Annotated in this window: 18 protein-coding genes; 8 read left to right on the top strand and 10 right to left on the bottom strand. The window is 64.2% G+C overall.

Going from position 1 to position 20086, the window contains the following annotated elements:
- Nucleotides 1-28: 28 nt before the first annotated feature.
- The 8 genes from RMR13_RS00445 to rplU form a co-directional block, all read right to left on the bottom strand.
- Nucleotides 29-1741, bottom strand: a complete 1713-nt coding sequence (locus RMR13_RS00445; protein ID WP_310598670.1) for an ATP-binding protein — start codon at nt 1739-1741, stop codon at nt 29-31.
- A gap of 3 nt (nt 1742-1744) precedes the next feature.
- Nucleotides 1745-5035, bottom strand: a complete 3291-nt coding sequence (locus tag RMR13_RS00450) for a UvrD-helicase domain-containing protein (RefSeq protein ID WP_310598671.1) — start codon at nt 5033-5035, stop codon at nt 1745-1747.
- Complete coding sequence (nadD, locus tag RMR13_RS00455; protein WP_310598672.1) at nt 5032-5712, bottom strand: nicotinate (nicotinamide) nucleotide adenylyltransferase; 681 nt, start codon at nt 5710-5712, stop codon at nt 5032-5034. Before nadD ends, RMR13_RS00450 begins: the two co-directional genes overlap by 4 nt.
- A gap of 6 nt (nt 5713-5718) precedes the next feature.
- Nucleotides 5719-6987 (bottom strand): glutamate-5-semialdehyde dehydrogenase, encoded by a 1269-nt coding sequence (locus RMR13_RS00460; RefSeq protein WP_310598673.1) that lies wholly within the window; start codon nt 6985-6987, stop codon nt 5719-5721.
- 92 nt (nt 6988-7079) lie between these two features.
- Complete coding sequence (proB, locus tag RMR13_RS00465) at nt 7080-8255, bottom strand: glutamate 5-kinase (protein ID WP_310598674.1); 1176 nt, start codon at nt 8253-8255, stop codon at nt 7080-7082.
- Nucleotides 8236-9264, bottom strand: coding sequence for a GTPase ObgE (obgE, locus tag RMR13_RS00470; protein WP_310598675.1), 1029 nt, complete (start codon nt 9262-9264; stop codon nt 8236-8238). The genes proB and obgE overlap by 20 nt, the downstream gene beginning before the upstream one ends.
- Before the next feature lie 132 nt (nt 9265-9396).
- On the bottom strand, nt 9397-9660 hold the full coding sequence (gene rpmA / locus RMR13_RS00475) for a 50S ribosomal protein L27 (RefSeq protein ID WP_309413010.1): 264 nt from the start codon (nt 9658-9660) through the stop codon (nt 9397-9399).
- 23 nt (nt 9661-9683) lie between these two features.
- A complete protein-coding gene (rplU, locus tag RMR13_RS00480; RefSeq protein WP_309413009.1) occupies nt 9684-9995 on the bottom strand; it encodes a 50S ribosomal protein L21 in 312 nt (103 codons plus the stop codon).
- Between the two features lie 349 nt (nt 9996-10344).
- Here rplU and RMR13_RS00485 point away from each other — a divergent pair, with 349 nt between their 5' ends.
- From RMR13_RS00485 to RMR13_RS00520, 8 genes are all read left to right on the top strand, one after another.
- Entirely contained in the window at nt 10345-10503 is a 159-nt protein-coding gene (locus RMR13_RS00485; protein ID WP_309413008.1) for a rubredoxin, read from the top strand.
- A 216-nt stretch (nt 10504-10719) separates the two neighbouring features.
- Nucleotides 10720-11424, top strand: coding sequence for a lipid-binding SYLF domain-containing protein (locus tag RMR13_RS00490; protein ID WP_310598676.1), 705 nt, complete (start codon nt 10720-10722; stop codon nt 11422-11424).
- 13 nt (nt 11425-11437) lie between these two features.
- A complete protein-coding gene (locus tag RMR13_RS00495) occupies nt 11438-12589 on the top strand; it encodes an ABC transporter permease (protein WP_310598677.1) in 1152 nt (383 codons plus the stop codon).
- A 9-nt stretch (nt 12590-12598) separates the two neighbouring features.
- On the top strand, nt 12599-13375 hold the full coding sequence (locus tag RMR13_RS00500; RefSeq protein ID WP_310598678.1) for an ATP-binding cassette domain-containing protein: 777 nt from the start codon (nt 12599-12601) through the stop codon (nt 13373-13375).
- Nucleotides 13372-14382, top strand: a complete 1011-nt coding sequence (locus RMR13_RS00505) for an MlaD family protein (RefSeq protein ID WP_310598679.1) — start codon at nt 13372-13374, stop codon at nt 14380-14382. The genes RMR13_RS00500 and RMR13_RS00505 overlap by 4 nt, the downstream gene beginning before the upstream one ends.
- A complete protein-coding gene (locus tag RMR13_RS00510; RefSeq protein WP_310598680.1) occupies nt 14379-15002 on the top strand; it encodes a PqiC family protein in 624 nt (207 codons plus the stop codon). The genes RMR13_RS00505 and RMR13_RS00510 overlap by 4 nt, the downstream gene beginning before the upstream one ends.
- 4 nt (nt 15003-15006) lie before the next feature.
- Nucleotides 15007-15489 (top strand): DUF3124 domain-containing protein, encoded by a 483-nt coding sequence (locus tag RMR13_RS00515; protein WP_310598681.1) that lies wholly within the window; start codon nt 15007-15009, stop codon nt 15487-15489.
- A 31-nt stretch (nt 15490-15520) separates the two neighbouring features.
- On the top strand, nt 15521-16369 hold the full coding sequence (locus tag RMR13_RS00520; RefSeq protein ID WP_310598682.1) for a transporter substrate-binding domain-containing protein: 849 nt from the start codon (nt 15521-15523) through the stop codon (nt 16367-16369).
- 123 nt (nt 16370-16492) lie between these two features.
- On the opposite strand, the gene RMR13_RS00525 is transcribed toward RMR13_RS00520, so the two are convergent.
- Both RMR13_RS00525 and RMR13_RS00530 read right to left on the bottom strand, forming a co-directional pair.
- Nucleotides 16493-18283 carry an ABC transporter ATP-binding protein gene (locus RMR13_RS00525; protein WP_310598683.1) on the bottom strand — a complete coding sequence of 597 codons (1791 nt, stop codon included), beginning with the start codon at nt 18281-18283 and terminating at the stop codon, nt 16493-16495.
- Complete coding sequence (locus tag RMR13_RS00530; RefSeq protein WP_310598684.1) at nt 18276-20066, bottom strand: ABC transporter ATP-binding protein; 1791 nt, start codon at nt 20064-20066, stop codon at nt 18276-18278. Before RMR13_RS00530 ends, RMR13_RS00525 begins: the two co-directional genes overlap by 8 nt.
- Nucleotides 20067-20086 lie beyond the last annotated feature (20 nt).

A 20086-nucleotide genomic window follows, 5' to 3' on the forward strand; every position in this document is an offset into this window, starting at 1 on the left:
ACATGACTATTGTATAAATTACAGTCTATTAATCAAGGAGTTCCGTAAAAAAACGTTTTACCCGGTCGACCGAACGGATGATTTGGCCGTGGAGCCGGTCGATCTGCTGCATCTTCCCGCTCTTGCCGATCTGTTCGGCCAACAGGCACAGTTGCGCCAACTCCTCGGCCCCGAACTGGCTGCTGCTGCCTTTCATCGTGTGCGCCACCTTGTTGATTGCCTCGGGATCTCTGGCCCGCACCGCCTTGTCCAGCTCGGCCAGACGCCGGTCGAGCGAGCGGAGGAATACCGCCACCACCGGAGTGATGTCGCCGACATTTTCCCGCAGGCGCAGTAAAACCGCCTCGTTCACCGCCACCGGCTCCCGAACCGCCGGTTTGTCGTTTGCTTCCGCCCCCGCCGCCCCCGGAACGATGGAGCTGGGCAACTCGGGCAGCCAGCGGGCCAGCACCGCCTGCAACTTGTTGAAGTCCAACGGCTTGACCAGGTAATCCACCATCCCCACTTCCCGGCATTTCTGCTGCGCGGCCGTGGTGGCGTCGGCGGTCAGGGCGACCACGGGAGGGACGACGTACCGATGCCGCTCGGCCTCGTCGAGAATGATCCGGGTGGCGGCGAAACCGTCGAGCACCGGCATCTGGCAATCCATGAAGATGAGATCGAACCGGCCGGCCCGGCACAGATCGATGGCCTCCAAGCCGTTGCAGGCCAGCACGATCTCGGCATCGGTGCGGCGAAAGGTTTCCGCCATCACGATGCGGTTGGTTTCTTCGTCGTCGACAATCATGATGCGGGGATTGTGCGGTTCCTGGCAAGAAGGCGGCGGCACGGTTGCCGGCGCTTCCATCGGACTCGGCGCAGCCATCGTTTCCTCCGGGCGCGTTTCTTCGGCGGCCGGCGCCGCCACCTCGTGCGCCGCCGGCATCGGGCCGGCCACCGGCAGGGCGATCACGAACCAGAAGGTAGTACCGCTCCCGTATTCGGACCGCACCCCGAAGGTGCCGCCCATCAGCTTGACGAGCCGGGCGCAGATCGACAGTCCCAGGCCGCTGCCGCCGTAGCGGCGGGTCGAGGAACTGTCCACCTGGCTGAATGGCTGAAACAGTTTGTCGAGCGATTCGGTGGGGATGCCGATTCCCGAATCCTCGACCTCGAACCGGAGCCGTTCTTTCCTGCCCTTTGTCTCCTCCCGGCTCACCCGCAGGGTAATCGTGCCCCGTTCGGTGAACTTGACCGCATTGCCGAGCAGATTGACCAGCACCTGGCGCAGACGGTAGCTATCGCCCTGGTAATGGGACGCCAGCTTGGGATCGATCTCGGCGGCGACCGTCAGCCCCTTGCTCCTGCCGGTCACCTTGTACAGCGACAGCAGCTGTTCGATCAGGCCCCGTAGGTCGAAGGGCTCGATGTCCAGGGCCATCTTCTCCGCCTCGATCTTGCTGAAATCGAGCAGATTGTTGATCAGGGTCAGCAGGCTCGAGGCCGAGGTGCGGATCAGCTGGGCGAAATGCTTCTGCCGGGGCTGCAATTCGGTGTCGAGCAGCAATTCGCTGATCCCGATCACCCCGTTCATCGGGGTGCGAATCTCGTGGCTGATCATGGCCAGGAAATCGGACTTGGCCTTGTTGGCGGAATCGGCCTGCCGCGCCTTCTGCCGCAGGGCACGATTTTCCCTCTCCAGCCGCTGGACCTCGGCCTCAAGCTCGGTAACCCGGTTGGGTGCGGACGTGCTGTCTTCCATGACTCACGAAAAAAGGGAGAGTTGGCGCATCGCGGGTTTCTTGCGCCGTACCCGCGGCTTGAGGATTGGGGAAAAGACGTCGGCGGGCAGCTCGTCCACGAACCGGGACGGTTGCCTGGCCTCGGCCGGCCCGCCATAGAGGGCGCGCGACCGGCACCAGCTGAGGGTCAGGCTGTCGATGGCCCTGGTGATGCCCACGTAAAAAAGGCGGCGTTCCTCTTCCAGCTGGCTGGCCTGCTTCTCCGGGGCTGCCGCTGCCCGCGGCGCCAGCGGCAGCAGGCCTTCCTCGCAACCGGCAATGAAGACCACGGGGAATTCCAGCCCCTTGGCGGCATGAAGGGTCGAGAGGGTCAGGGCCTCGGCGCGCGGATCGTAGAGCACCGAATCGCTGAAGCGGTGCAGATGGACGGCAAATTCGGAAAGCGACCGATCAAAGGTCAGGGCCTGTTGCCGCAGGCGCTCCATGTCCGGCTGCTTGGGATCGAACCCGTAGCGGGCGGCCAGGGCGTCGAGCACCACGGCCACCGGTTCGGTTGTGGCCAGATCGCGCATCTGGATCAGCGTCCGCCGCAGGGGCTCGAGCACCGCGTCGATGGGTCCGCCCATCAACGGAATTGCGGCCAGTCCGCCCCCCTGTTCCCGGGCCGCCTGCCGCAGCACCAGCCGCATCAAGCGCAAGGCCTGCTCGCCCAGCCCCTGTTCCCGCCGCACCAGCCCCAGCAGCTGTTCCGGCTCAGCCAGGCCCGCGATCAGCAACAGCCACCAGTACAGCAGGCGACAATCGTCCTTGGTGTAATAGGCTTCGAGATCGACCAGTTGAAAGGGCAGGCCCCGTTCCGTCAGCACCTTGCCGATTGCCTCGGCCTGGCGGCCGGTGCGGTAGAGGATGCCGATGTCGCGCAGGCCAACCGCGCCATTGCCGGTGTGGTCGAACCGTTCGAGGCCGCGGTGCGAGGTGCCGCCCAGGCGGATTTCGATCTGTTCGGCAAGGAAGCGGGCCTCGTGCTCGGGCGTGGCGCATTCCTGGCGTTGGATGGTTCCCTCGCGGGCGGAACAGGGCTGCATCGCCGCCAGCGGCAGGGGGTGGCTGTTGCCGGCGATTAATTGTTCGGCCGCCCGGACGATGACCGGAGCGCTGCGGTAGTTGCGGACCAGATGATGCACCTCGGGATGCATCTCTTGGATAAAAGTGTAGAACCACTGCGGATCGGAACCGCGAAAGCCGTAGATCGCCTGATCCGGGTCGCCGATGGCAAACACGGTCGAGGTGTGCGCCAGGAGCGCGACCAGGGCGTACTGCGCCCGGTTGACATCCTGGAACTCATCGACCAAGAGATGGCCGGTGGCGGCCCGGATGGCGGCGGCCTCCGCGTTGTCCCGGCGCAGCAAATCCACGGTACGCGGCACCACCGCCTCGATGTCGACCAGGGACCGTTCCTCCAGGGCGGCGAGATAGCGGCGGGTTTCGGCGGTATATTCTTCTTCCGGATCGAAGCGGCTGAACAGCTCGCCCAGGGCGCGCGAAAAGCCCTCCCGCTCCTTGGCCTGCCAGCCGGGAAAAAGCTCTTCGATCAAGGCGGCCCGCTCTTCCGGTCCCGCCACCTGCAGGCCGGGGACGCCGCGCCGCAACTGGGCCAGGCAATAGCCGTGGAAGGTGGCGACCGTCACCGGCAGCCGCTCCGTTCCCGCGCCTTGCAGCCGTTCCCGCACCTCGTCCGCCGCCTTGTTGGTGAAGGTGATCACCGTGCAGGGACGGTCCGCCTGCGCGGCCAGCCGTTGGGCCCGGCTCACCAGGGTGTGAGTCTTGCCGGTACCCGGTCCGGCCTGGACCAAGATCAAGGCGGCGGCGCTGTCCACCGCCTGCCGCTGTTCGCGGTTCAATTCCCTGGCCGCCTGGGCTGTTGCCGCTTCCTGCTTTTCCTCGCGCACTTCCAGCTGCTGCCTTTTTCTGGCCGCTTTTCGAGCCGGACCCATTGCCGCGCCGAACAGGCTGGCCTGGCCGCACAACTCGGCGCGCTCACCTTCGGAAAAAACGGTGATCACCCCGAATTCGCCATCATAGCCAGGCTTGCGGATCACCCGGTTGGACCGTACCCGCTCGATTGCCTCGGCCAGCAGCGCAAACCCCTTGGCCCGGATATCCTCCACCGGGGTCTCGAGCAGCAGCCCGAATTCGGAACCAAAGGCGTTGATCAGGCGGACATAGCCTTCCATCACCTTCTTGCTGGCCGGGCCGCAGTCGAGCAGTTCGGCCACCATTTCCGCCAGGGGCACCAGGCTGTGCACCCGTGGGCTGCCCGGCGGCAACAGCGGCCGCTCCCGGTCGGCCAGCTCCATCACCCTGTGGAGCACGCCGACGGTCAAGGGTTTGCCGCAAACCGGACAGAGCCCGCCGGATGCCCTGGTTTCCCCCGGCTCCAGGCAGACCTGGCACTTGCGGTGGCCGTCGCAGTGGTACTTGCCCTCCTCGGGATAGAACTCGACCGTGGCGGCGAAGACCTGCTGCCCCGCCGCGTTGACCGGCTCTTGCAGGGCTTGCCGCATGGCGAAATAATCGAAATCGGTGGCGAACAGGTTGGCTTCGCGGCCCAGTTTTGCCGGCGAATGGCAGTCCGAATTGGAGATCAGGGTGAAGCGGTCCAAGGCGGAGATCAGTCGGTTCATCTCTGGATCCGACGACAAGCCGGTTTCCAGGGCAAAGATATGGGAACTGAGGTCGCCGAAGCACTCTTCGATCGAGTCGAATCCCGATTTCGAGCCGAAAAGCGAAAACCAGGGAGTCCAGATATGGGCCGGAACCAGAAAACCCTGTGGCGCTTTTTCCAGAAGAATCTCAAGCAGATTTCGGGAATCGAGCCCCAGGATCGGTCGGCCATCGGCGGTGATGTTGCCCAGGGTGGCCAGGGTGGCGTTGATTCGGCGGACCGCGTCGAAATCCGGCGCATAGAGCAGGTTGTGCACCTTGCGGACCTTGCCGCCGCGCTTGTAGATGGAGCTGATCTCGGCGCTGAGGACGAAACGGATGGAGCTCAGCGGCATTGCCGGCTTGATGCCCACGGGCAGCAGCTCGCCGATTGCGGCGGCCGGCTCGTTCTTCAGCCGAAAGAAGCCCGGTTCGGCCGCCTCCAGGCACTCGTGGAGATGGGCAAACCAGGCGGGATGGGTGAAATCGCCGGTACCCACCACGCCGATCCCCTTGACCGCGGCCCAGGCTGCCAGGCCGTACAGATTGCTGGCCTTGCTGGTGGCCCGGGAATAGTGGCTGTGGATGTGGAGATCGGCAATGTAGTTCACACGGTCTCCTTCCAGCCGTAGAGCCGGTGGCGCCGGATATGAGCCAATACCGGCGGCGGCAGCAGGGCCGGCGTCGCGCCTTCCGCCAGTTCTTCCCGGATGGCCGAGGAGGAAACCGGCAACTCGATATCGTCGAGGTAGAGTGCGATCCGGCCGCCTTGGCCATGCCATCGGTCACAGTGTCCGGGTTCGCGGACAAAGGCCGGAGTCAGGGCGGTCAGCGCCCGGTCAACGGCCGTCCGGTCGATTTCGTCCCGCTTGACCACGATCAGGTCGACCGTTTGCAGCAACTCGTCGATCCTGTGCCAGTGGGGCAGGTCGAGCAGCGAATCGGCGCCGATGACCAGGCTATACCGGCATCCCGGCTCTTCCCGAATCAGGGCCTGCACCGTGTTGAGCGTGTAGGAGGGGGCCGGCAACCGCTCCTCGATACGCGCGCAGCGGATGCGGCCATCGGTCTGCCGGCAATCGGCCAGGGCGGCTTCGATCATGGCCGCCCGATGGGCAAAGGAGGCCAGCGGCCGTTGTTTGTGCGGCGGCAGCAGGGCCGGGATGAACCACAGCCGGTCGAGCCGGCAACGGGCCAGCACGCGCAACGCCAGCTCGATATGGCCCTGGTGGACGGGATCGAAGGTACCGCCGAACAGTCCGACCCTCAGTGCTGCATCCGCTGCCACCACGGATCAGGCCCGGGTTTCTCCGGCACCGTAGACGATGAACTTCTGGGTGGTCAGCTCTTTCAGGCCCATGGGGCCGTAGGCGTGCAGCTTGGTGGTGGAAATGCCGATCTCGGCCCCCAGGCCGAACTGGCCGCCGTCGTTGAAGCGGGTGGAGGCGTTGACCAGCACCGCCGAGGCGTCGACCTCGCGCAAGAACCGCTGGCTGTGCTCATAGGAACGGGTGAGAATGGTCTCGGTGTGTTTGGAACCGTGCTGGTCGATATAGTCCATGGCCTCGCCAAGGCCCGACACCACCTTGACCGTCAGGGCCAGGTCGAGGAACTCGGTGCCCCAGTCGCTGTCGGCCGCCGGCTCGATGGTTTCGTTGCAGATCAGGCAGCTGGAATGGCAACCGAGGATGCGCACCCCTTCCTTCTTCAGGGCGTGGACCGCCTTGGGCAGGAACTCCTCGGCGATTTCCCGGTGGACCAGCAACCCCTCCAGGGAATTGCAGGCGCTCGGCCGCTGTACCTTGGCGTTGAGGATGATCGGGATGGCCATCTCCTGGTCGGCATCGGCGTCGACAAAGCAGTGGCACACCCCCTTGTAATGCTTGAGCACCGGGATGCGCGATTTCTCGGTCACCGCCCGGATCAGCCCCTCGCCGCCGCGGGGAATGACCAGATCGATATAGGCCTCCTGCGTCAGCAGGACATCGACCCCTTCCCGGTCGGTGAAATCCAGGACCTGGGCAACGGCGGGATCGACCCCGTGTTTGGCCAGCACCTCCTGCAGCACCTTGGCCAGGGCCAGGTTGGAATGGATGGCCTCGGAGCCGCCCCTCAAGATGACGGCGTTGCCGGCCTTGAGGCACAGGGCCGCCGAGTCGATGGTCACGTTGGGCCGAGATTCGTAGATCATCAGGATGACGCCCAACGGCACCCGCATCCGGCCGACCACGATGCCGCTGGGCCGGCGGCGCATATCGCTGACCTCACCCACCGGATCTTCCAGGGCGGCCACCTCGCGCAGGCCCTGGACCATGTCCGTGATGCCCTTTTCGGTGATCCGCAGGCGATCGAGCATGGCGGCGGACAGCCCCTTTTGCTCGCCGGCGGCCATATCCTTGAGATTTTCGGCGATAATATACGGCTGCTGCGCGATCAGCGCCTCACCGACATCGAGCAGGACGGCGTTTTTCAAGGCCGCCGGCATGGCGCTGAGGCTACGGGCCGCGCCCTTGGCTTTCTTTACCATCTCCAGGACTGTTGCTTCGATCTGTGCCCGTTCCATCGCCGTCGTCTCCTCCTGAGATCTTCAATCTTGATGCCTGCATGCCAGGCGCCTTCCACTATGACGTGAAGCGGAGGCATTGTAAAGCGGCTTTATAGCACGCCCTCCCGCCCAAGCACCACCAGGTTGTCGCGGTGGATGATCTCGTCGGCATCCTTGGCCCCGAGAATGGCGGCGATCTCACCGGTTTTTCGCCCCTTGATCCGCTCGATGTCCGCCGCGCCGTAATTGCTCAGTCCGGCGGCGATCATCGTGCCCTGGCGATCGAGGCAATGGACCGGGGCGCCGACCGAGAAATTGCCGCGGACCTCGACGATACCGGAAGGCAGCAGGCTTTTGCCCTGCTCGACCAGAGCCCGGCGGGCGCCGTCGTCGACCACCAGGTAGCCCTGCGGCTTGAGCACGTAGGCGATCCAATGCTTGCGCCGGTTGATGGTGCCCTTGCCGGGAAGGAAAAAAGTGCCCACCAGCTCGCCGCTGAACAGGGCCTTGAGAATCTCGGGGTGCCGGCCGGGGCCGATGAAGGACGAGCCGCCGCAGGCCGCCACCATCTTGGCGGCGCGCAATTTGGCCATCATGCCGCCGGTGCCCAGGGCGCTGGCCGAGTGGCCGGCCATGCGCTCGATTTCCCGGGTGATGGCGGCCACGGTATAAATGGGCCGGGCCTCGGGATCTTCCGCGGGATGGCCGGTGTAAAGACTGTCGACATCGGTGAGGATGATGAACATGTCGGCGCCGATCATGTTGGTCATCAGCGCGCCCAGGTTGTCGTTGTCGGAAAAGCGCAGTTCCTCGGCCGAAACCGTGTCGTTCTCGTTGATGATCGGCACCACCCCGAATTCGAACAGGGTGCGGATGGTGTTGCGGACATTCAGATAGCGGCCCCGGTGGGACAGGTCGGCATGGGTGAGCAGCACCTGGGCCACCGGCTGCCGGAACTCGGCGAATGCCAGTTCGTAGGCCTGCATCAACAGGCCCTGCCCAGTGGCGGCCAGGGCTTGCTTGACCCTGAGTTCCTCGTGCGGGGTCTTGACCACCCCCAACCGCTTGCGGCCGGCGGCCACGGCACCGGAACTGACCAGGATCACCTCGCGGCCCGTTGACTGGAGAAAGGAAATCTGGCGGGCGATGTTGGCGACGACCGCTTCATCCAGGCCGTTGTCGTCGGTCAGCACGGCGCTGCCGACCTTGATCACCACCCGTTTGGCTTGGTCGAAAAGGGTTTGCCGATAGTAGAGCCCGTCTTCCTTATTCACCTGAAAGGTCATGGCGCGCCTCCGCCCGCTGCTGCTCCAGCAGGTCGCCGAGCAGCTCTCGCAACGATTCCAGGCCATCCCCCTCTTCCGCCGAAACGGCAAGCAGCGGCAGGTCAAGGCCGGCAAATTGTTCTTTGACCTGCTCAAGCCGTTGGCCATCGACCAGGTCGATCTTGTTGAGGACGACCACATGGCGCCGCTCGAGCAATTCCTGCTTGTAGGCGGCCAATTCCCTGGCCAGAGTCAGGTAATCCTCGTAGGGCTGCTCCCCTTCGCCGGCAACGTCGATGAGGTGGAGCAGAATCGAGGTCCGCTCGATATGGCGGAGGAACTGATGCCCCAGGCCCACGCCCTGATGCGCCCCTTCGATCAGCCCCGGTATGTCGGCGATGATGCAGGGATCGATGTATTTGAACGGAAGTACCCCGAGCTGCGGCTCCAGGGTCGTGAAGGGATAGGGGGCGATCTTGGGGTTGGCGGCCGAAAGCCTGGACAGCAGCGTCGATTTGCCGGAGTTGGGCAATCCGATCAGGCCGACATCGGCCAGCAGCTTAAGTTCGATCAACAGCCAGCGCTCCTCGCCCGGCTGTCCTGGTGTGGCCTTGCGCGGCGCCCGATTGGTGGAGGTGGCGAAACGGGCGTTGCCCAGACCGCCCCTGCCGCCCTCGGCCGCGCAGAAGGTTTGCCCGTGCTCGGTCAGATCGGCCAGCACCGCACCGGTTTCGGCATCCTTGATCAAGGAGCCCATTGGCACCCGCACCACGCAATCCCCGCCGCTGCGACCGTGCTTGTCGCTGCCTTGGCCGCCGACGCCGGATTCGGCCTTGAAGTGGGATTTGTAGCGAAAGTCGATCAGGGATCGCAGATTGCGGTCGGCCCGCAACAGGACATCGCCGCCCCGGCCGCCGTCGCCTCCGTTGGGACCGCCCTTGGGCACAAATTTCTCCCGCCGGAAACTGACGCAGCCATTGCCGCCGTCGCCCGCCTTGACGAAAAATTTGGCTTCATCGACAAAACCCATGATCTATCCGCGAGCCGCAAAGGGGAAGACAATACGAAAAAAACCCGGCATCAACACATCGTGATGCCGGGTTGCAACGTGACGAGGGGAAGCCGCGCCGGACAAGGCGCCGCGCCTCCCAGGCAAGAACGATCAGTCCTGCTCGACGGGATAAACGGAAACGCGCTTGCGGTCCTTGCCGAAATCCTCAAATTTGACCGTGCCGTCGATCTTGGCGAACAGGGTGTAATCGCGGCCGCAACCGACATTGGTGCCGGGATGGATCACCGTGCCCAACTGCCGCACCAGGATATTGCCAGCCTTGACGACCTGGCCGCCAAACCGCTTGACCCCGCGCCGTTGGCCGGCGCTGTCGCGGCCGTTGCGGGAACTGCCGCCTGCTTTCTTATGTGCCATGGTATACTCTCCGGATGGACTTGTTATGCAGAAATTGTCTCGATATTCAAGGCGGTATACATTTGCCGGTGGCCTTTCTTGACCTGATAGCCCTTCCGCCGCTTTTTCTTGAAGACGATCACCTTCTTGTGCCGTCCCTGCTCCACGATCTTGGCCACCACCTTGGCGCCATCGACCACGGGCTGGCCGATCTTGACCGTCTCGCCGTCAACCAGCAGCAGAACATCCGCCAACTCAACCGTATCGCCCACTTCGCCCAGCAGCTTCTCGACGCGAAGCGTATCACCGGCCTCTACCTGATATTGCTTGCCGCCGGTGCGGATTATTGCATACATGCGACTCCTCCTCTCTTTCCTCAACTAGAACGTCATGCGTGGAAATAATTAGTCGTAGAACTTGGTATTTAACTCGATATCCCCCGAGCTTGTCAAGAATTATATTCATCGCCGGCCCTTTTCTCGCGTTTTCCACCGCCCTGCCCTTCTACGCCGCAATTTCCAGGGAGGAGCAAGCAAGCGATCAAGTACCACAATGAAGGAGAAAATTTTCCCTCGGCCAGGGTTTTCCTTGTCGCGGTCGGGAAATAATTATACTGTAGCCGCAAAGAAGTGGCAGCCTCCGCCTCTTTTTTTTTGTAAAAGATGGCGGAAAGTTTTCATCAACCCCTATTTCAGGAGAAGCCCCATGCAGAAGATGGAATGCCCCTGTGGTTATGTCTACGATCCCGCCGAAGGCGATTATGAAAACGGCGTGGCCCCGGGCACGGCCTTTGCCGACCTGCCGGACGACTGGGTCTGCCCGAAGTGCGGCGCGGAAAAGGAATACTTCTACGCCGTCGACTGATCGCCCGGCCGACGATTTCCCCGCAAACCGGCCGACAACACCGGTTTGCGGCCGTTGCTCCCACCGTTTCCGCCCCCCCTGCCTCGTCGCCCCGGTCCTTTCGGCCGCCCGCCCCGGCCATCGGCCATTTTTTGCTTGTGCAAAAAAGATCGATACAATAGCATCATTCCTTCCGGCAGCAAAAAACGTTTCCCGTTTTTCCCAGGAGGCTTTGCCATGTTATTATCCCGTCGCTTATTTCTGATGGCCGCGGTTGCCATTCTGGCCACGGCCCTCCTCCGGGTTCCGGCCAGGGCCGACTACTACGGCGAACCGGCCGAACTGGTGGACCGGGCGACTTCGGTGTACAAGGGGTTTCTGGCCGATCCCAACATGGCATGGTTCCGGAACAACGTCGGTTCCGCCCGCGGCATCCTCATCGTGCCGCAGATGCTGCGCGGTGGTTTCATCGTCGGCGGCTCCGGAGGCCGGGGTCTGCTGGTCGCCCAGGATGCCGCCACCAGCAAATGGAGTTCGCCGGCCTTCTACAGCATGGGCTCGGTTTCCGTGGGATTCCAGATCGGTGCCGATGTATCGGAAATCATTCTCTTGATCATGACCGACCGGGGGCTCGACGCCATGCTGTCCACCGACTACAAGATCGGGGCCGACGTGGCCATCGCCGCCGGTCCGATCGGCGGTTCGGCCAAGGCCCAGACCGCCGACATCCTCGCCTTTGGCCGCTCGCAGGGCGCCTACGGCGGGGTCAGCCTCGAAGGAGCCGCCATTTCCCCGCTGGACGGCTGGAACGCAAGCTACTACGGCCAACCGGTGCAGATTTTCGACATCCTCATCAACCAGAAATGGAACAACCGCCAGGCCGATGCCCTGCGCCAACTCCTGCCCAAACCGCGGCGCAACGCCCAGCCGCTCGGCAGGTAACCGAACCGTCTCCATGCAGCAGGAGCCTCTCCGCCTCACCACCGGTTCCGCGACCCGGCCGCCGGTTTTCACTCTGCAACGGCCAGATTCGGACCATCTCGTCGTGGCCCTGGCCGGCTCCTGGACCCTGCATGCCCACCCCCCGGTCCCGGCCGACCTGCTCGCCGCCCTCGACGGGACCGTCCACCGCCTGGGTTTTGCCTGCGACGGCCTTGAACACTGGGACACCCGGCTGCTCATTTTCCTGGCGACTGTCATCAAAACCGCCGGCCAGCGGCACATCGACGTGGACCGCGCCGGACTGCCCCCGGGCGTGCGACGCCTGCTGACCCTTTCGGAGGCGGTTCCCGAACAGGTCACCTACAGCCCGCCGGGCCGGGATTTCCTGCCCACCCGCATCGGCCGCTGCGTCCTGGCCCTGATCGGGCAGAGTCGCGAGGTGGCGGCGTTCACCGGCGAAATCCTGCTGGCCCTGCTGGCCCTGCTGGCCGGGAAGAAGCCGTTCAAGCCCCAGGATTTCCTCTATTTCGTTCAGAATTGCGGGGTCGGTTCCCTGCCGATCGTTTCCCTGATCGCCGTTCTGGTGGGGGTGATCCTCTCGTTCGTGGGCGCGGTGCAGCTGCAGATGTTCGGAGCCCAGATCTATGTGGCCAACCTGGTCGGCCTGGGCATGGTCCTGGAAATGGGCGCCCTGATGAGCGGGGTGATCATCGCCGGCCGGATCGGCGCCTCCTATGCGGCCCAGCTGGGCACCATGCAGGTGAACGAGGAAATCGACGCCCTGCGGACCATGGGCATATCGCCGGTGGGCTTCCTGGTGCTGCCCCGGATTCTGGCCCTGATGCTGATGCTGCCCCTGCTCTGCGTCTATGCCGACATCATGGGCATTCTGGGCGGCTCGGTGATCGGCGTGGCCATGCTCGATCTCTCCCTGGTGGAATATCTGGAGCAGACCCGGAAAACCATCCAGCTCTACCAGTTCGGCCAGGGCATCCTCAAGGCCTCGGTGTTCGGCGTCCTCATCGGCTTTGCCGGTTGCCTGCGCGGCATGCAGTGCGGCCGCAGCGCTCTGGCGGTGGGCGAGGCCACCACCTCGGCGGTGGTGACCTCGATCGTCTTGATCGTGGTTTCGGATTCGTTCATCACCTATCTTCTCTACCGCTGAGGCCCGTCCATGACCCCGCCCGCACCCGCCATCGTCGTCAAAGGGCTGACCATGGCCTACGGCAGCTTCGTGCTCCAGCGGGATCTCGACTTCACCATCAACCGGGGCGACATCTTCGTGATCATGGGCGGCTCGGGCTGCGGCAAATCCACCCTGCTGCGGCACATGATCGGCCTCAAGCAACCCGCCTCCGGCTCGGTCTGGTACGGCGAGGCCGACTTCTGGGCCCTGGACGAGGACGAACGGGCGGCGATCATCCGCCGGGCCGGGGTCCTCTATCAATCCGGCGCCCTGTGGAGTTCGATGACCCTGGCCGAAAACGTGGCCCTGCCCCTGCAGCACTACACCGAACTGGCCCCGGAGGTGATCGACGAACTGGTGGCATTCAAACTGTCGCTGGTCGGGCTGGCCGGCTTCGAGACCTTTTATCCGTCCGAGCTGTCGGGCGGCATGCGCAAGCGGGCGGCGCTGGCCCGCGCCATTGCCCTTGATCCGGATTTTCTTTTTTTCGACGAGCCCTCGGCCGGTCTCGACCCGATCAGCGCCCGCAACCTTGATCAGCTGATCCTGGAATTGCGCGAAAGTCTGGGGGCCACCGTGGTCATCGTCACCCACGAGCTGGCCTCGATCTATGCCATCGCCACCAACTCGGTCTTTCTCGACAGCGAGGCCAAGACCATGCTGGCCACCGGCGATCCCAAAACCCTGCTGCAGGAATGCACCGACCCCACGGTGCTCAATTTTCTCACCCGGGGAACCGGGCAACGGGAGGTTCGAACGGTTTGAGCAAGAAAGCCAATCCCACCCTGGTCGGCGGCTTCGTCCTGGTTGCCCTGGCCTTGGCCCTGGCGGCCGTGATCGTTCTGGGCAAGATCAAGTTCAAGGACAACCGGCTGCGTTGCGTCGCCTACTTCACGGGCTCGCTCTACGGTCTCGACGCCGGCGCCCCGGTGACCTTCCGCGGGGTGACCATCGGCCGGGTCTCCGCCGTCCAGATCGACTTCGACAGTCGACGCAACAACTATGTCATTCCGGTCTACCTGGACATCGAGCAGAAATCCGATCTCACCGGCAAGCACCGAACGGACTGGGGACCGGAGGAACTCCGCGCCATGCTCCGGCAGATGATCGGCCAGGGCCTGCGCGCCCAGTTGAAGATCACCAGCCTGCTGACCAGCAAACTCTACATCGATCTTGCCTTCTTCCCCGAAGCGCAAGTCCCGCAGGTTGCCAAGGAGGAGGGCTTGCTCGAGATTCCCACCCAACCCTCCGGCCTGGAGCAGATTACCCAGAAGCTGGAAAAGCTGCCGCTCGACGAGATCCTCCATAAAACCGCCGCGGCCCTGGACGGGATCAGCAGCATCGTCAACTCCAAGGAAACCCGCAACATGCTGGCGTCGCTGGACTCCACCATGGACCGGGTCAACGGGCTGTTGGCCCGGGCCGATGCCGAATTTCCCGCCCTGGCCGCCGAGCTGAAAAAGGGGCTGGCCAATTTCTCCACCCTTTCGGCCACGGCCACCACCTTTCTCCGCACCGCGGACAAGGAGATTCCGGAGGCCAGCGCCGAGTTGAAACATCTCTTGTCCGGCTTGAACGCCACGGCCGGAGCCCTGACCAAGACCTTGCACAACATTCAGCAGCTGACCGAGAAGGATTCCATGTTCGCCTACCAGGTGACCGCCTCCCTGCGAGAAATCGAGCGCACCGCCGTCTCGGTCCGGCAGTTGACCGACTACCTTCAACAGCATCCCGATGCCTTGATCTTCGGCCAGCGGGAGGACAACCCATGAACAACCGCCGCCCTTGCCTGCGCGCCCTGTGCCTGGCCGCGCTTTGCCTGTTGTCGCTCGGCGCCTGCATGGCACCGGTCGCCACCACCCTCCACAGCCTGCAACCTCTCCGCCAGCAGCCGCTGGCCCGGGATTTCGCAGGCTTTTCCGGATTGATCCTGATGATGCCGGTACGGCTGGCGCCGCAGCTGCAAGGACGCGGCCTGCTCGACCGGCTGCCCGGCGGCGCGGCTCACGCCTCGACCACCCATCTCTGGTCCGGCCCCCTCGACGAACAGATCGGCCAGCAGGTGGTCGGCGACCTCAGGGACCTGCTGGCCACCGACAACATCGCGCTCTACCCCGGACCGCGCTTCGGCCGCGCCCACTATCAGCTGGAAATCGAGATGAACGAGTTCAGCAGCGACGGCCAGTCCTTCACCATCGTCGCCGTCTACACCGTCAGCGATAGCGCCGCCAAGACCATCCTCACCAGAAAAACCTTCCGTCAGACACGGCTTATCGACAAAACGGACTATTCCGGCTATGTTGCCAGCGCATCCCAGGCCATTGCCGATCTGAGCCGGGAAACGGCCGCCGCCCTGTTGGCCGCGCACCGCTCCCGACCAGCAACCAGGTGAGCTTATGCCGCCCCGATCTCTTGTTGTCATCCTGTTGCTCGTGTTCGCCCTCGTTCGGCCGGCCGCCGCCGACATGCTCGGCAAGTGGCTGGGACAAACCGTTTATGTTCCAGTTTATTCACATATTTACGGAGACGACCGCTACCGCGGCACCCCCTTTCTCCTCACCGCCACCTTGAGTATCCGCAACACCGATCCGGACAAGGCGCTGCTCTTGAAGAGCATCCGCTACTACGACTCGAACGGCGTGCTGCTGCAGGAATACCTGGAAAAGCCAGTGGCCGTTCCTCCCTTCGGCTCCACCCGGTACATTGTGCCGGAATCGGAATCCAAGGGCGGCTCCGGCGCCAAATTCCTGGTGGAATGGGAGGCGGACAGCCCGGTCGTGGAACCGATCATCGAATCGGTGATGATCGGCACCAAGATGCAGCAAGGCATCTCCTTTATTTCCACCGGCCGGGCGATCAAGGGAACCCCGGTCCGCTGACGTGCGGCCTCCTATCAGGCAAGCAACCGCTATGAACAACACCGACTCGCCCAGGATCGACATGGCCCGTTTCTTCCACCTGCTTTTTCCGCCGCTGCTGGCGGCCCTTCTGCTCCTGACCGGCTGCGCGCCCAAATCGAAGGATCTGTTCGGGGTGATCATGTCGGCCAAGCCCCTCAAGGTGGGCACGGTCATCGACGCGCCGCCGCTCGCCTATGCCAAGGACGGCACGATCGCCGGCCTGGAACCGCTTTTTGCCGAAGGCCTGGCCGCGGCCATGAACCGCCGCCTGGAACTGGTGCCGCTGTCCAGAGGGGAGCTGTTTTCGGCCCTGCGGGACAAGCAGATCGATATCGTCATGGCGGGGATGACCGTGGCCGAGGCGCAACGCCACAGGATCGCCAGCACCACCCCCTATCTGGTCTCGGGCCAGACCACCTTGGTGCGGCTGGGCGACTACGACGGAATGGGCAACGGCATCAGGTACTTGACCGAACCCTCAATCCGGCTGGGCGTGGTTACCGGCGGCACCGCCGACGCCTGGCTCAAGGGACTCCGGCCCAGGGGATCGGTCAGCCGGTTCGCCACCGCCCAGGACGGGGTGCAGGCCCTGATGAAAAAGGGCATCGACGTCTTCATCTTCAACCAGACCGCCAACTACTACTATGCCTCGCTCTATATCGACAAGGGGCTGACGCCCGGCAATATCCTGCTCACCAGGGAGGAGTTGGCCTGGGGGGTGCGGACCGACAACGACGAGTTGCGCGAGGCGGCCAACAAGTACCTGGCGTCCATCGATCAAAGCGGCGACCTGCTCAAGATGCTGGAACAGACCATCCCCTTCTACCGCGACACCGCCTACAGCCCGGTCCAGCAATAACACCCGCCTGGCCGTGCCCGTCTGACCGTGTCTGCCGATGGCCGCCACGGCCGGATGGGCGGGCAATCCTCTTTGCAACCGTTCGACCCGGCGGGGCAGGAGGCATGGGCCGCACTCCCGCCGTCATTCCCCATCCAGCCGCACCAATCCCCGATAGACACTCTCCCTGGCCATCAACTGGTCGTGGCTGCCCTGCTCCACGATCCGCCCCTGGTCCATGACCACGATCCGGTCCACCCGCCTGATGGTGGACAGCCGGTGGGCGATCACCAGCGAGGTGCGGCCGCTGAAACCGGCGGCAATGGCCTGCTCCAGCATGTTCTCCGATTCGGTGTCGATGGAGGCGGTGGCCTCGTCGAGCACCAGAATGGCCGGGTCGCGGTACAGGGCCCGGACAAAGGAAAGCAACTGCTTCTCGCCCAGGCTGAGGTTGAGGGCGCCCTCGCCGATGCGGGTTTCCAATCCCTGGGGCAGGCGGTCGACGAAGGCCCGCAGGCCGGTCCTGGCGAGGATGGCGGCCAGCCGCTGTTCGTCCGGCTTCCGGTCGAGGACGATGTTGGCCCGCACCGTGTCCGGCAGGATGAAAATATCCTGCATGATCAACCCCACCCGCTGCCGCAGGGTTGCAAGAGGCAGGCCACGGACATCCTCGCCGTCGACCAGCACCTGTCCGGCCACCGGATCGTAGAAGCGGACCAGCAGGGAGATCAGGGTCGACTTGCCGGCACCGGTGGCCCCGACCAGGGCCACGGTCTCGCCGGGATCGATGCGCAGGTCGATCCCGCGCAAAATCGGCTGCCCCGGTTCATAGCCGAATTCGATGCCTTTGAACTCGATGGCGCCCGCGACCGGGGCCGGCGCGGCGGCTATCGACTGGGCCGGTGCCGGCAGGGCGGAACGGGCGTCCAGGGTTTGGAAGATGCGTTCCGCCGAGGCCATGGCCGCCTGGACAATGGAATACTTCTGGGAGAGTTCGCGCAGCGGCTGAAAAAAGAGCCGCATGTAGGAGACAAAGGCGGCCAGCTCGCCGATGGTCAGGTGGTTGCGGATGACCTCGCCGCCGCCGTACCAGATGATCAAGGCGATGGCGGCCGAACTCATCAGGTCGATCAGGGGCATGAACAGGCCGAACACCTTGATCTGGCCGAAGGAGCGCGTCAGGTATTCCTGGGTGAGGCCGCCGTGGATGCGGCGGCTCCGTTCCTGGCCGCCAAAACTCTGGATCACCGCCACTCCGGCCAGAGATTCGGCCAGGAAGCTGTTGATCCGGGCCAGCTGCGAACGGATGGCCCGGAATTTCTCCCGGGCGAAGCGGGAAAACACCATGGTGCTGATCGTGGCCAGCGGGATGAAGACCGCCATCACCAGGGCCAGCGGAGCGTTCATCAGGAACAGGAACCAGAAAATGCCCACCAGCTTGAGGCCGTCGTTGAACAAGGTGACCATCACCGAGGTGAACATCTCGTGCATGTTCTCGATGTCGTTGGTCAGCCGGGTCACCAGGCGGCCGGCGGGCTGGCTGTGGAAATAGTGGAGATCGAGGGTGAGGAGGTGGGTGAAGAGATGCTGCCGCAGGCGATGCATGATCGACTGGCCGATCCATTCCAGCACCATCACCTGGAGAAAGGTGGCCAGGAACACCACCCCGACCAGCAGGCCGTAGGACAGGGCCGTGCGGCCGAGTGCGGCAAGGCGCTCGGGTCGGCCGATCCCTTCGGCGACGATGGCGGTGTCGATGCCGGTCTGCATCAGTCTGGGCAGGGCCAGGGAGGCCACGGTGATGATCAGCGACAACAGGATCGCGCCGGACAGGGCCGGGGCATGTCCCCGGCAGTAGCCGAGAATCCGCCGCCAGAGCCGGGCATCGCCCATCGAGCCGGGATGCCCCTCTTCCGAATAGCCGAAGTTATGCATGGTTCTGCTGCTTCTCCGCCATGGCGCGGTACAACGGGTTGGCGAGCAGGCTTTCGTGCCGGCCCTGGTCGACGATGCGGCCCTGGTCGAGGATGACGATCCGGTCGGCATGGCGCAGGACGTTGATCCGGTGGGACACGAGCAATACGGACTTGCCGCGCAGCCGCTCAAGCAGGCCGCGCAGCACCTGTTGCTCGGTTTCGACATCGATGGCCGACAGGGCGTCGTCGATGATCAGCATCGGCCGGTCGCAAAGCAGGGCCCGCGCCAAGGCCAGGCGCTGCCGCTGGCCGCCGGAGAGCTTCACTCCCCGCTCGCCGATCATCGCTTGGTACCCTCCGGCAAAGCCCCGGATGTCGGCATCGATGGCCGCCGCCCGGGCCGCCGCCTCGATCTCGGCCATGGTGGCGCCGGGACAGCCGAAGGCAATGTTTGCGGCCACGGTATCGGCAAAGACCACCGGTTCCTGGCCGACATAGGCAATGCAGTCGCGGACATCCGCCTGGCCGAGGCGGTTGACGTCGATCCCCCGGAAAAAGAGCATGTTGTCGGCCACCGGGTACAGCCGGAGCAGCAGTTTGCACAGGGTGGACTTGCCCGAACCGGTGCGGCCGGTCATGCCCACCAGGCCCGGACCGATGGTCAGGTCAAGTCCGGCCAGTGCCGGCCGCATGCCCGACGGATAGGTGAAATGCAGCCCCCGGCAGACGTATTCGGTCGACCGGGTGGGGGGCAGCGGCTGGGTACGACCGGTTTCGACCACCGGCCGTTGCGCCAGCAGACGATGGATGCGGCGCAGGCTGGTGATCCCCCGCTGGGCGAGGTTGGCCACCCATCCCACGGCCATCATCGGCCAGATCAGCATGTAGAGGTAGCTGATGAAGGCGACAAAGGCGCCGATGCTGATCCGGCCGTCGATCACCAAGACGCCGCCATAGTAAAGCAGCAGCAGCATGCCGATATTGCCGACCAAGGTGGCGATGGGGAACAGCAGGCCCTGGATGGCCGCCACCTTGAGATTGCTCCGCACATAGCCCTCGCCCAGGGTGCGGAAACGCTCTTCCTGGAAGCGCTCCAGAGTATAGGCCTTGATCAGCCGGATCGAGACCAGGGTGGCGCGGCTGAACTCGGTGAGCAGGGCGAACTGCTCCTGCACCAGGTTGAAACGGTGGTGGAGGCGGCCGGACAGGATGCGGGTGCACACGATCAGCATGGGCATCGGCAGCAGGGCGATAAGGGTCAACTTGACATCGATCGTCAGCATGAACCCCAGGGCGGCCGCCGACATCACCAAAGAATCCACCGCCGCCACCAGCCCCATGCCGCATGCCATCTGGATGGTGGCCAGATCGTTGCTGGCATGGGCCATGAGATCGCCGATGGTCCAGCGCTCGAAAAAAGGCTGGTCCATGCGGAGCACGTGCGAAAACAACCGGTCGCGCAGCTTTTTTTCCAGGATGCGGGAAAAGCCGATGATCAGGTAGCGCCAGACGAAACGAAGCCCGGCCACCGCCACCGCCACCGCCAAAACGTACAGACTCAGCTCGATCAGGCGCGCCTGGGTGGCGGTTTGCGCCGCCAGGCCGTCCACCGCCGATTTGACGAAACGGGGAATGATCAGTTGCAGGAAATCGACCGCCACCAGGGCCAGGAAGCCGATCGCCAGGCGCGGCCAGTGGTCGCGGAAAATGGGCGCGAGCAATCCCAGCAGGGAGGCGCGGGAGGCGGTTTGGCCGTCCGCGGCGTCATGGCCGGTCCCGGTGGTGGAGGCGGAGGCGGTCATCGCAGTAAGGGCAGCAGCTC

The sequence above is a fragment of the Desulfobulbus sp. genome, from assembly GCF_031547805.1.
Taxonomy (GTDB): domain Bacteria; phylum Desulfobacterota; class Desulfobulbia; order Desulfobulbales; family Desulfobulbaceae; genus Desulfobulbus.

Coding starts and splice junctions, on each gene's coding strand:
- proB (WP_310598674.1), bottom strand. CDS start 8,255: ATGACCTTTCAGGTGAATAAGGAAGACGGGCTCTACTATCGGCAAACC.
- RMR13_RS00460 (WP_310598673.1), bottom strand. CDS start 6,987: ATGGAACGGGCACAGATCGAAGCAACAGTCCTGGAGATGGTAAAGAAA.
- obgE (WP_310598675.1), bottom strand. CDS start 9,264: ATGGGTTTTGTCGATGAAGCCAAATTTTTCGTCAAGGCGGGCGACGGC.
- RMR13_RS00490 (WP_310598676.1), top strand. CDS start 10,720: ATGTTATTATCCCGTCGCTTATTTCTGATGGCCGCGGTTGCCATTCTG.
- RMR13_RS00510 (WP_310598680.1), top strand. CDS start 14,379: ATGAACAACCGCCGCCCTTGCCTGCGCGCCCTGTGCCTGGCCGCGCTT.
- RMR13_RS00500 (WP_310598678.1), top strand. CDS start 12,599: ATGACCCCGCCCGCACCCGCCATCGTCGTCAAAGGGCTGACCATGGCC.
- RMR13_RS00530 (WP_310598684.1), bottom strand. CDS start 20,066: ATGACCGCCTCCGCCTCCACCACCGGGACCGGCCATGACGCCGCGGAC.
- RMR13_RS00520 (WP_310598682.1), top strand. CDS start 15,521: ATGAACAACACCGACTCGCCCAGGATCGACATGGCCCGTTTCTTCCAC.
- rplU (WP_309413009.1), bottom strand. CDS start 9,995: ATGTATGCAATAATCCGCACCGGCGGCAAGCAATATCAGGTAGAGGCC.
- RMR13_RS00515 (WP_310598681.1), top strand. CDS start 15,007: ATGCCGCCCCGATCTCTTGTTGTCATCCTGTTGCTCGTGTTCGCCCTC.
- rpmA (WP_309413010.1), bottom strand. CDS start 9,660: ATGGCACATAAGAAAGCAGGCGGCAGTTCCCGCAACGGCCGCGACAGC.
- RMR13_RS00445 (WP_310598670.1), bottom strand. CDS start 1,741: ATGGAAGACAGCACGTCCGCACCCAACCGGGTTACCGAGCTTGAGGCC.
- RMR13_RS00495 (WP_310598677.1), top strand. CDS start 11,438: ATGCAGCAGGAGCCTCTCCGCCTCACCACCGGTTCCGCGACCCGGCCG.
- RMR13_RS00525 (WP_310598683.1), bottom strand. CDS start 18,283: ATGCATAACTTCGGCTATTCGGAAGAGGGGCATCCCGGCTCGATGGGC.
- RMR13_RS00485 (WP_309413008.1), top strand. CDS start 10,345: ATGCAGAAGATGGAATGCCCCTGTGGTTATGTCTACGATCCCGCCGAA.